A 12,312-nucleotide genomic window follows, 5' to 3' on the forward strand; every position below is an offset into this window, starting at 1 on the left:
TAAAACCATTATGGAAGATTTAAGGCAAAAAACAACCCCAACCCCTCATGAGTGAGGGGCAGGGGAGTTGAAGTGCCACAGGCACTTTTTTATGCCTCTATTTGTATTGAAAAAACATAAATTTTTTATTAAAATTGTATTATATAAAACTGAAGAAAACCAATGAGGACGGGCATATATGAATTTTGAAAAGAGTTTTGAGAACTTTGTTCAGATACTTTCGGAAGAAGCCATTACCCCGGAAATATCGCCAAGTGCTATTGCGGATCTAGCCAAGGAATATTCTTTACGTTCTATTGTTTCTATAGTTTCTTATGCGAAGGGCTCAGATCATGAAGGTGAGCCTGACACCGTTATTCCTCTTTTTGGCCCTGTTCCTGAGGGTGAGCCGCCGGCATACTATTTTCAGAATAAGATGGCGGGGCAAAAGATTGTCACCTATAACATTTATCTTTATGGTGATAAACACTGGGATGATGAGGAGTACAAGAGTTTTTCGGTTCTTATAGATATTCTTTCTTTCCATATGGAGAGATTTCTTCTTAATACAGTTGTCAGAGAGAGCTCGCTGAAGCAGTATCTGACAGGTCTTCCCAATTCGGGAGGATTTTTCGTGTTCGCTAATAAACTCTGCGAGAGCGGAGATATAATGCTTTATGATTCCTTTTATTTTAATTTAAAGAGTTTTGGCCTTTACAGCAGGCGTTACGGGATTGCCGAGGGCGATGAGATTATGAAAAGATATGCCCGTAAGCTCAGAGCTTTTTTCCAAAAGGATGAGATAGTGGCTCATCTTGGAGGTGACAATTACGCTGCGCTTGTTAAGAAGGAGAGGACAAAAGAATTCCTGGAGTTTCTTTCGGGTGTTGATGTATACGGTGTCAGAAACGGCAAAGAGGAGCCGATAAAAATCGCAGCAGTGTGTGGTGTATATGCCGTCGATGATTCATTGAAAGACCCGGGGCAGCTCTTGTCGAGGTCTGCGATGGCTCTCAACTATGCCAAAAATGTGGCAAGTAAGCCGTACGTGTTTGTAAACAAGGCTATGAGTACGCGTATTTACAGGCAGAAGCAGATAGAAGACAGATATGAAGAAGCACTTGCAAGCGATGAATTCAGAATATATTTGCAGCCAAAGGTCGATACGGTAACAGGAGAGATTGTAGGGGCGGAGGCTTTATCCAGGTGGTTCTGTAACGGTATTGTTCTGTATCCTACCGAGTTTGTTCCAATCCTTGAGCAGGAGGGAATGGTCGCTTCGCTTGATATTTATGTGCTCAAAAAAGCCTGCGAATTCATTAAAGACTGGCAGAGCCGCGGAATACCCGCTGTTCCCATCTCGGTCAATTTTTCAAGGCGCGACCTAAGTTATAAGCGTATTGTAGATGAGATTGTTGAAGCGATAGACGCTTGCGGAATTGACAGGAAGTTTATCGAAGTTGAAGTTACGGAGACCGTGAGCGAAGATGAGAGGTCTCTTATGACGGGATTTTTGTCCAAACTAAGAGATGCGGGCATAAACACTGCCATAGATGATTTCGGAACAGGCTATTCGTCTCTTTCAACACTTAGAGACTTCCCTGTTAAAGTAATAAAGATAGACAGATCCTTTATAAGCAACGATAACCTCAATAAAAACGATGAGATCGTCCTAAAGAACATAATCACCATGGCAAATGAACTAGGAATAGGCGTTGTCACCGAAGGCGTCGAAAGAGAAGACCAGGTCGCTCTCCTAAAAGAAGTCGGCTGCCACATCGTCCAGGGCTTCCTCTACGACAACCCAATGCCTAAGCCTGACTTCGAGAAGAGATTAGAGAAGAAATATTACTCAGAGTAGATAGAATAAAAATAGATGTAAAATATAAAAAAAGCTCAGCGTACAAAAACTTAATCCTGAACGCTGAGTATAAGAGGTCTGTAAGGGATAAAAAATAAAGCATATGCAATATTTTGCGATTTTTTGTGCCACGGAAATGAGACCAAGTAATTGTGAATGCCTTTGCATTCGCGATTACTGCTTCGGGCTCATTGCAGTGTTTGGCACAACTTGAGCAAAAATTGCATATGCTTTAGTTTTTATTCCTTACAGACGACCGGTTTACTCAACACGTGTGTCTCCCCAGAAGAAGAGTGCGACTGTACCCGGGCCTGTATGACTTCCGATAGTTGTTCCGATATCGAATATCTTAATCTTACCCTTTGTTCCGGGAAGCTGAGCTTCGATCATATTGGCTACTGCTTGTGCATCGCCAAGGCAATCAGAGTGAGAGATGAAACAGCTGTCGCTGTAATCTGCTCTGTTCTCGCAAAGCTCAACCATTTTCTTAACCTGAGCTTTCATAACGGCATTTTTTCCCCTTACCTTTGCTTTTACGCTAAGATGTCCTTCTTTATCAATATTAAGAAGAGGGCAGATATTAAGTACATTTCCGATTGCGCCGGCGGTTTTTGAAACACGTCCGTTTCTCACAAGGTACTTAAGATCTGAAACAAAGAACCAGCTCTGAACATTGTTTTTGTGCTCTTCAGCCCAGTTATAGAGAGTATCAATATCTTTTCCTTCATCACGAAGATCTGCGAGCTTGTCTGCCAAAAGTCCGAGGCCTGCTGATGCACCGATGGAATCAATTACATAGATTTTGCGGTCAGGATATTTTTCTTTTAACTGCTCGCATGCGATGGATGCGGAATTGAATGTTCCCGATATTCCCGAGCTGAGTGCAAGATGAAGGATGTCCTTACCTTCCTTAAGGAAAGGCTCGAAGAAGTCTACATATTCTCCGATACTTACCTGAGATGTTCTTGTCATGGCGCCCTGAGCCATCATTTCGTAGAATTTCTTGAAAGGAATTGAATCTCCGAGATCGTCCGGATAATCTTTTCCGTCTATTTCAAAGTGAAAGTAAACGTATTTAATGTCTCTTTTATCAAAATGCTCACGCGAAAGATCTGCAGTGGAGCAAGTGCTAATAATATATTCTCCCATAGTGTCCCCTTTTTTGCTGTGATTAATACTTTAATATCATACAATAATAACCTTTTTGTATCAAATTAATTAAGGGTCAAATTGTTTATGCGAATTCATGGGAATTGTTTGAATTGTCTGAATATAAAAACAATTATAAAAAGATGATTGACAAAACTATAGGAGGATGGTATATTATAGTTACAATCACTTAAGAGATAAAACCTAAGTATCTGAGGTGGCTTAAGCTTCACCAAAGGAGAACGGATGGTTATCGGAACGGCTGACATCCACAGCTAGGGTGGCGATGCTTCACATGTGCCGAGGGATGTCGAGGTGCCGTTGCAGGAAGTGATTTGATATAAATAAAATTAAAAAGAGAGGACAGACCATTGGAAAACCAGACATGAGGGCGAGTGTTCATTAGTTTAATGGATGCTTGCCTTCAATTTTTTTGCGTTTTTTAGGAAACATTATCTTTAGATGTTTTGCCTATATTGTTGCTACTACGACTTAGGTTTGATATTATATAAAAATACTATTCTGTCGGAGATAATTATGGCAAATACAATATTATTTTTTGTAAACAGCGTTATGTTGGGACTAGGGCTCGCCATGGACGCTTTTTCTGTGTCACTGGCAAATGGATTTGCCGACACCAAAATGAACAGAAAAAGGAGGCTGGAAATATCCGGCGTGTATGCGGTTTTTCAGTTTATTATGCCGTTTATAGGATGGTTTCTGGTGCACAATGCCGCAAATATATTTAACGGCTTAAATGCGCTTATACCGTGGATAGCACTCTTTTTACTTGCATTCATAGGTGGAAAGATGCTGATTGAGGGATGCCGCGAAAGAAAGTGCTACAGCGGAAAGAATTGCGATACATGTAAAGAAACTGAGTGTCTTAATAAAGAAAACGGCTCTTTTTCCAAGACATTATCCAATAAAACACTTATGATCCAGGGCATAGCTACATCGATTGATGCTCTTTCAGTTGGATTTACAATCTCACAGTACGGCGTTCTTATGGTTCTTGTATGCGTTGCAATAATCGGCGCGGTTACCTGGATCGTATGCTACGCGGGACTTAAGCTCGGAATTAAATTCGGAACGAAGCTTGCGGGAAATGCGAAGATCATCGGCGGACTTATTCTGATAGGAATAGGGCTTGAGATATTCTTTGGATGAATTCATTTGGGAAAATAGAGATGAATTATACATATATTGTTGAATGCGCCGACGGCTCTTTATATTGTGGCTGGACAAATGATCTTGATAAGAGAATAAAAGATCATAACGCCGGAAAGGGCGCCAAATATACCAAGACAAGGCTTCCCGTTAAACTCGTGTATTTCGAGGAGTTTGATACAAAGGAAGAAGCCATGAGCAGAGAGTGGCATATTAAGCAGCTAAGGCGCGAGAAGAAGATGGAACTTATTGTTAAAATGAGCAAGTCTTGACAAATACGCCATCGCCAAATACAATAAGGTGTTGAATAAAGAATAAATGCTATGAAGGTGTGGGCTACGCCCAAGATGTTATGCTACATGGTTCAGAGAATGGAAGTCATCGGCTGTAAGCTTCCTACTACGGGTATATACGGAACATTCGCACCGGAGCAGTCCTTCTGAAGGCTATCTGTTTAGTATGCTTGTAGGTTGGACCGTGTTGTCTACGTTACAGATATAATGAGTGTCCGTACATAATTATATATGACGGGAACTTGGGTGGTACCGCGATAAATTCGTCCCATGTGTTAAGGTTTAGCACATGGGATTTATTATTTTGAGCAGAGCACTTAGCGAGGTATTGTCGAGCTTAGTGCGAGCCATGGGGATGTACTTAACGAGGTTCTTTCGAGTTTAGTACATATCCCAATACTGAAGCCAGATATTACAATTAGGAGGAAAAAAATGATTAGTGAACAGCTGGACAAAATCCGTGAAGAAGCCCTGAAGCAGATAAAAGGATCTGACGGACTCGAGAAATTAAATGAGATCAGAGTCAACTTCCTTGGTAAAAAGGGTGAACTTACAAGCATCTTAAAGAGCATGAAGGACGTTGCTCCCGAGGACAGACCAAAAGTTGGTCAGCTTGTAAACGAGACAAGAGAGGCAATCGAGAAAGTTCTTGAAGAGACCAAGAACAAAATGGAAGCTGCCGTTAGAGATGCCAAGCTCAAAGCTGAAGTCATCGACGTAACACTTCCCGCAAAGAAGAACAAAGTTGGACACTGTCATCCAAATACAATTGCTCTTGACGAGGTAGAGAGAATCTTTACCGGAATGGGATATGAAGTGGTTGAAGGACCTGAAGTTGAGAAGGATTATTACAACTTCGAAGCTCTTAACATTCCCGCAGATCATCCCGCAAAGGACGAGCAGGATACTTTCTATATTAACGGAGACCTTCTCCTTAGAACTCAGACATCTTCAACACAGGTGCATGAGATGGAAAAGGGCAAGCTCCCTATTAAGATGATCGCTCCCGGAAGAGTATTCCGTGCAGATGAAGTTGATGCTACACACTCACCTTCATTCCACCAGGTTGAAGGACTTGTTATCGACAAGAACGTTACATTTGCAGATCTTAAGGGAACTCTTGCAGAGTTTGCAAAACAGCTCTTCGGACCTGAGACAAAGACAAAGTTCAGACCTCATCACTTCCCGTTCACAGAGCCTTCTGCCGAGATGGACGTAAGCTGCTTTAAGTGCGGCGGAAAGGGATGCCGTTTCTGCAAGGGCGAGGGCTGGATCGAGATCCTCGGATGCGGAATGGTACATCCTCACGTTCTTGAGATGAGCGGAATCGACCCTAACGAGTACACAGGTTTTGCATTCGGTGTAGGACTTGAGAGAATCGCACTTTTGAAATATGAGATCGATGATATGCGCCTTCTTTATGAGAATGATATAAGGTTTTTAAACCAGTTCTAAGCTCTGGCGAAGCGGAACAATCCGTATATCGCTAAAACAGCGCAGCAACAAATATATCGATTATCTTTTTTACATAAATAGGAGAAAAAATATGAATTCATCAAAATCATGGATTAAAGCATATGTGCCGGATCTTTCATGCACCGATCAGGAATTCTTCGATGATATGACACTTTCCGGAACAAAGACTGAAACATATACAGCACTTGATAAGAATCTTGATAAGATTGTTGTCGGCCAGATCAAGACAATCGAGCAGCATCCCGATGCAGATAAGCTCGTTATCTGCCAGGTTGATATTGGCAAGGAGACAATTCAGATCGTTACAGGTGCAAAGAATATGAAGGAAGGCGATAAGGTGCCCGTTGTTCTTGACGGTGGACGTGTTGCCGGAGGTCATGACGGAAGCCCGAATCCCGCAGAGGGAATCAAGATCAAGGCAGGCAAGCTCCGTGGTGTTCCGAGTGCAGGTATGATGTGCTCAATCGAGGAACTTGGCTCAACAAAGGATTTTTATCCCGAGGCTCCCGAAGACGGACTTTATATCTTCCCTGAAGATACAAAGGTTGGCGCTGATGCCGTTGAGGTATTGGGGCTCCATGACACAGTATTTGAATTTGAAGTTACATCTAACCGTGTGGATTGCTACAGTATTCTCGGTCTTGCAAGAGAAGCTGCCGCTACATACAAACTTCCTTTCAAGGCTCCCGTAGTTAAGGTTAAGGAAGACGGAAAAGGAAACGTAAAGGATTTTATCGACGTTGAGATTAAGGATACAGATCTTTGCACAAATTACTGCGTAAGGGTTGCTACAGATATAAAGATCGCACCTTCACCCGAATGGATGCAGAGAAGACTTTCAAGCGTAGGAATCAGACCTATCAACAACCTCGTAGATATCACAAACTATGTAATGATGGAATACGGTCAGCCTATGCACGCATACGATCTTTCTACAATCGCAGGAAACAAGATTGTTGTTAAAAGAGCTAAGGATGGCGAGACTTTCGTAACTCTTGACGGACAGGAGAGAAAGCTCGACAGCGAAGTTCTTATGATCTGCGATGCTGAGAAGGAAGTAGGACTTGCAGGTATCATGGGCGGTGAGAACTCCATGATCACTGACGATGTTAAGACAGTTCTTTTCGAGGCTGCTACATTTAACGGACCTAATATCAGAAAGTCTGCTAAGAGAGTCGGACTTCGTACAGACGCTTCAGGATTCTTTGAGAAAGGACTTGATCCTGCAAATGCACTTGATGCTATCAATCGTGCTTGCCAGCTTATCAACGAGCTTGGATGTGGTAAGGTTGTTCCCGGCGTAGTTCAGGTAGGACTTCCCATCAAGCCTTTAAAGAGATTTGCGCTTGAAGCCGATAAGATCAACAACCTCCTCGGAACAGATATTTCCAAGGATGAGATGATAGAGATTCTTAAGAGAGAAGAAGTTGAGTATGACAAGAAGACTGATGAAGTTATCATTCCTTCTTTCCGTCAGGACCTCAACCAGATGTGCGATATCGCAGAAGAGATTGCAAGATTCTCAGGATATGACAAGATTCCTACAACTCTTCCCAAGACAAGCGCTACAACAGGCGGTATCTCATTCAAGATGAGAGTTGAGAAGAAGGCAAGAGAAGTAGCACAGTTCTGCGGATTCTCACAGGGATATACATATTCATTCGAGAGCCCCAAGGTATTTGATAAGCTTCTTTTACCCGAAGACGCAGTTGAAAGAAAGGCTATCAAGATTTCAAATCCTTTAGGAGAAGATTTCTCAATAATGAGAACAATTTCCTTAAACGGAATGCTTACAAGCCTTGCAACCAACTACAACCGCAGAAACAAGGACGTTCGCCTCTATGAAATGGGTAACATCTATGTGGCAAAGAGCCTTCCTCTTACAGAGCTTCCCGATGAGAGAATGCAGCTCACACTCGGATTTTACGGAGATGGCGATTTCTACAGCATGAAGGGTGTTATCGAAGAGCTTCTCGACAGCGTAAACATGCTTGATAAGGTTGAATACGACCCTAACGCAGGTAAGTCATTCCTTCATCCCGGAAGACAGGCAAATGTCATTTACGACGGCGAAGTTATCGGTTATCTCGGTGAAGTTCACCCTGCCGTATGCGATAACTATGACATCGATACAAGAGTTTATGTTGCCGTGATCGATATGCCTGAGGTTGTTAAGTACGCTAAATTTGATACAATATATACAGGAATTGCCAAGTTCCCTGCAGTTACAAGAGACATCTCAATGGTAGTGCCAAAGAACGTTCTTGCGGGTGATATCGAGAAGATGATCCGTCAGCGTGGCGGCAAGAAGCTTGAAGAATTAACACTCTTTGACATTTACGAAGGTTCACAGATCAAAGAGGGATTCAAGTCTATGGCTTATTCTCTTTTGTTCAGAGATAAAGAAAAGACAATGGAAGACGATGAGATCAATTCAGCAATGAAGAAAATACTTAAGGGCTTACAGGATCTTGGCATAGAACTTCGTTCATAAGAAAAAGATTTATTTAAGAGGTACACAATATGAATAAGAAGAATGTATGGACAACTTATAACCGTACACAGCTCAAGGAATGTGATAAGTTTGCAGAGAAGTACAAAAAGTTCCTTGATAATTCCAAGACTGAACGCGAGGCAATCGACACGATCGTAAATGAGATTGAGGCTGAGGGCTATAGAGAGCTTAACAAGCTTGTAAAGGAAAATACCAAGCTTAAAAAGGGAGATAAGGTTTATTCCGTGTGGATGAATAAATCCATCGTTATGTTTAAGATAGGTTCTGAGCCTTTGGAAAAAGGACTTAACATCCTCGGAGCACACATTGATTCTCCGAGACTCGATGTTAAGCAGAATCCTTTGTATGAGGATAACGGACTTGCTTATCTTGATACCCATTATTACGGCGGTATCAAGAAGTATCAGTTCGTGACCATCCCCCTTGCTCTTCATGGAGTTGTGGCTAAAAAAGACGGTACGACAGTTATCTTAAATGTCGGTGAAGATGAGGACGATCCGGTATTCTTCATTTCAGATATTCTCGTTCATCTTGCAAGCGAGCAGATGGGCAAGAAGGCTTCAAGCGTAATTGAAGGCGAAGCCCTTGATCTTGTTATAGGAAACAGACCCTTTGTTATCGAGGGAAAAGAGAAGTCTGAAGATAAAAAAGATGATTCTAAGCTTACAGAGGGCGAGCAGTACGCCGTTAAGGCAGAGAAAGAAGAAAAAGCTGAGGCCGGCAAGCTCTCAGGTGCTGTAAGAAGAGGAATCGTTGCACTTTTATACGATCTGTACGGAATCGAAGAAGAAGATTTCTTATCTGCAGAACTTGAGATAGTGCCTGCAGGAAAGAGCAGAGATGCAGGTTTTGACAGATCCATGGTGCTTGGCTACGGACACGATGACAGAGTATGTGCATATCCTTCTGCAGTAGCTCTTCTTGAGGCAGGAGACCTTAAGAGAACAGGATGCTGCATTCTCGTTGATAAAGAAGAGATAGGCAGTGCCGGTGCTACAGGTATGAAGTCAAGGTTCTTTGAAAATGCCGTTGCGGAGATTGTTGCTCTTGTAAACGGAAAATACGATGAACTTGTATTCAGAAGATGCCTTGCAAATTCAAGTATGCTTTCATCTGATGTAAGTGCAGCATTTGATCCTTGCTATGCTTCTGTTTTTGAGAAGAAGAATACTGCATATCTTGGCTTTGGCCCTGTGTTTAACAAGTATACGGGTTCAAGAGGAAAATATGCTTCAAACGATGCAAATGCAGAGTACATTGCAGCAGTAAGAAAGGTATATGACGATGCGAACGTATTGTTCCAGACTGCAGAGCTTGGTAAGGTAGATGCAGGTGGCGGCGGAACTATCGCATATATTCTTGCAGAATATGGCATGAATGTTATCGATTCGGGAGTTGCCGTTCTTAACATGCACTCACCATGCGAAGTGATCAGTAAGGCAGATCTCTATGAGTCTCTCAGAGGATATATCGCATTCCTTGAGAACATGGATTTTTGCAATGAATAAAAACGTTCTTTTTAGAAAGTAAGATATTATGTCAGAAACAACACAGATTGGATTATCAACCGCAGATTACTTCTTTGATCTGCCGCAGGAGCTCATAGCGCAGGATCCTCTTGAGAAAAGAGATGAGTGCAGGCTCCTTGTGATAGACAAAGAGACAGGAAAGACGCAGCATAAGATATTCAGTGATATCATTGATTATCTTGATCCCGGCGACTGCCTTGTTCTTAATAACACCAAGGTTATACCCGCAAGGCTCCTTGGCGAAAAGGAGGGAACAGGTGCGGCGGTTGAGATCCTTCTTCTTAAGAGAAAAGAAAATGATATCTGGGAAACCTTGGTTAAACCGGGCAAGAAACTTCGTCCCGGTGCAAGAGTTTCTTTTGGCGGAGGAATACTTACCGCAGAGATCCTTGATATAGTGGAAGACGGCAACAGACTCGTTAAGTTCTACTATGAAGGAATCTGGGAAGAAGTTCTCGACAGACTCGGTGAGATGCCTCTTCCTCCTTATATCACACATAAACTCAAAGATAAGAACATGTATCAGACAATCTATGCCAAATACGAAGGCTCCGCGGCAGCACCGACAGCGGGCCTTCATTTTACGGATGAGCTTCTTAAAAAGATCTCCGATAAGGGCATAGACATGGCCTTTGTAACTCTTCATGTGGGACTTGGAACATTCAGACCCGTTAAGGTGACCAATGTCAAGGAACATCACATGCACACCGAGTGGTACCAGGTTACCGCAGAGGCAGCAGAGAAGATAAACAGGGCAAAAGAAAACGGGCACAGAATTATCTGTGTCGGAACTACGAGCTGCAGGACTATAGAGAGCGCAGCTGACGAAAACGGCAGACTATCCGAGTGTAGCGGAGATACATCGATATTTATTTATCCGGGCTACAAGTTCAAGGTTCTTGACTGCCTTATAACCAATTTCCATCTTCCGGAGTCTACGCTTGTAATGCTTGTTGCAGCGCTTGCGGGAAGAGAGAATATTCTGGCGGCATACGAAGAAGCAATAAAGGAAAGATACAGATTCTTTTCCTTCGGTGATGCATGCTTTATAACTGACAGGATGGAGTAAGACAGCGTGGCAACTTACGTAATATCAGATCTTCACGGTCAATACAGATTATTTTTAAAACTGCTCGAAAAAGTAAAATTTTCGGGCGCTGACAAACTATATATGCTTGGAGATGCGATTGACCGCGGACCTGACGGCATAAAGATATTAAGACATGTAATGAATGCTCATAACATGCATTTCCTTTTGGGAAATCATGAGACAATGATGTTGCATGTGGCTGCTTCAGACGGAAGTGTCACTCCCAATCTCAATAAATTCCAAGGAAGAAGAGAAATCAACTGGCTTTTTCAGAACGGCGGCGCCATAACTTATCACAGATACAGGCTTCTTAGAAAGAAGGAGAGAAAAGAGCTTCTTAAATGGCTTAATTCCTGTCCTGTTTCAACAAAAGTTGAAGTGAACGGAACTACATTTTTCCTCACACATACCGCTTTTGTAAAAGAAATTATCGATACACCTTATAAAGATATTGATCCCGATGTTGCGCGTTACATTGTTTGGTATTCGCCGTTTAGGGAGGATATATATAAGAGCATTGATGACTATATCGCATGCAAACCGTGGGTATTTGTCATCGGTCACGTGCCAGCTTTTTATCTCGGAGATGATAAATGTGCTCGCCCGCTTTCATCGTATCGGGAAGAGAACGTTATAGACATTGACGGCGGATGTGCCGAGCCTGATGAGAAAGAACTAAAGGGCGGAATTATGTTACGACTCGACGATCTGGAAGAATTTACAGTTTCTTTTGCGGAACTTGAGAAGTAATAATGGCCGAAATAGTGTAAAGTAGTTGCTATTTTTTTCTAATAAGGTATTATAATAGTAACACTTTTTATCGGGGGTTTTATAATGGATAATAGAAGAAGAACCAAGAGACTGGATTTGGCAGGCGAAATACTTCTTAAGGAAATTGGCGGTGAGAGCTTCGAAACAGTAGAGATCACAATTACCGATGCATCAAGGGACGGTGTTGGATTCTCAACAAACAAGCAGCTTACAATCGGTGCTAACTACGAAGCTAACCTTACTATATGGACAAAAGAAGTCCTTCACGTATTCATTCAGATCGTAAGAGCATCGAAGAACGGAGATACATTCCACTATGGTTCGATGTTTGTCGGAATGCCCGAAGATATGAAGGCGCGTATTGATGTTTATTCAACTATTCAGGAATATAATGAAAAAAATGGCGAAAATTGATCGGATATGATTTTAAGGCTCAATGCAGTTGTGTACTGCATTGAGCCTTTTTATGCTTTGACATG

General features: G+C 42.2%; 10 protein-coding genes. 9 read left to right on the plus strand and 1 reads right to left on the minus strand.

Annotation, left to right across the window (positions count from 1 at the left end; all coding sequences use genetic code 11):
* Positions 1–178 precede the first annotated feature (178 nt).
* Complete coding sequence (locus tag BM398_RS10680) at positions 179–1,840, plus strand: putative bifunctional diguanylate cyclase/phosphodiesterase (protein ID WP_092337664.1); 1,662 nt, start codon at positions 179–181, stop codon at positions 1,838–1,840.
* Positions 1,841–2,101: 261 nt separating this feature from the next.
* On the opposite strand, the gene BM398_RS10685 is transcribed toward BM398_RS10680, so the two are convergent.
* On the minus strand, positions 2,102–2,989 hold the full coding sequence (locus BM398_RS10685) for a DegV family protein (RefSeq protein WP_092337665.1): 888 nt from the start codon (positions 2,987–2,989) through the stop codon (positions 2,102–2,104).
* 537 nt (positions 2,990–3,526) lie between these two features.
* Here BM398_RS10685 and BM398_RS10690 point away from each other — a divergent pair.
* From BM398_RS10690 to BM398_RS10725, 8 genes are all read left to right on the plus strand, one after another.
* A complete protein-coding gene (locus BM398_RS10690; RefSeq protein WP_092337666.1) occupies positions 3,527–4,159 on the plus strand; it encodes a manganese efflux pump MntP in 633 nt (210 codons plus the stop codon).
* Positions 4,160–4,179: 20 nt separating this feature from the next.
* Positions 4,180–4,431, plus strand: coding sequence for a GIY-YIG nuclease family protein (locus BM398_RS10695; protein WP_092337747.1), 252 nt, complete (start codon positions 4,180–4,182; stop codon positions 4,429–4,431).
* A 453-nt stretch (positions 4,432–4,884) separates the two neighbouring features.
* Positions 4,885–5,907: a phenylalanine--tRNA ligase subunit alpha gene (gene pheS / locus BM398_RS10700; protein WP_330390580.1), complete on the plus strand. Its 1,023-nt coding sequence runs from the start codon at positions 4,885–4,887 to the stop codon at positions 5,905–5,907.
* Positions 5,908–5,998: 91 nt separating this feature from the next.
* Positions 5,999–8,422, plus strand: a complete 2,424-nt coding sequence (gene pheT / locus BM398_RS10705) for a phenylalanine--tRNA ligase subunit beta (RefSeq protein ID WP_092337667.1) — start codon at positions 5,999–6,001, stop codon at positions 8,420–8,422.
* 29 nt (positions 8,423–8,451) lie between these two features.
* On the plus strand, positions 8,452–9,951 hold the full coding sequence (locus BM398_RS10710) for an aminopeptidase (RefSeq protein ID WP_092337668.1): 1,500 nt from the start codon (positions 8,452–8,454) through the stop codon (positions 9,949–9,951).
* A gap of 28 nt (positions 9,952–9,979) precedes the next feature.
* The gene (gene queA, locus BM398_RS10715) at positions 9,980–11,041 is read left to right on the plus strand and encodes a tRNA preQ1(34) S-adenosylmethionine ribosyltransferase-isomerase QueA (RefSeq protein WP_092337669.1); all 1,062 of its coding nucleotides are present in this window, start codon (positions 9,980–9,982) and stop codon (positions 11,039–11,041) included.
* 6 nt (positions 11,042–11,047) lie between these two features.
* Positions 11,048–11,812 (plus strand): metallophosphoesterase, encoded by a 765-nt coding sequence (locus BM398_RS10720; protein ID WP_092337670.1) that lies wholly within the window; start codon positions 11,048–11,050, stop codon positions 11,810–11,812.
* A gap of 84 nt (positions 11,813–11,896) precedes the next feature.
* On the plus strand, positions 11,897–12,247 hold the full coding sequence (locus BM398_RS10725) for a PilZ domain-containing protein (RefSeq protein ID WP_051199198.1): 351 nt from the start codon (positions 11,897–11,899) through the stop codon (positions 12,245–12,247).
* The last annotated feature ends 65 nt before the right edge of the window (positions 12,248–12,312 follow it).

This window comes from Butyrivibrio sp. M55 (assembly GCF_900116865.1).
Classification (GTDB): Bacteria; Bacillota; Clostridia; order Lachnospirales; family Lachnospiraceae; genus Butyrivibrio.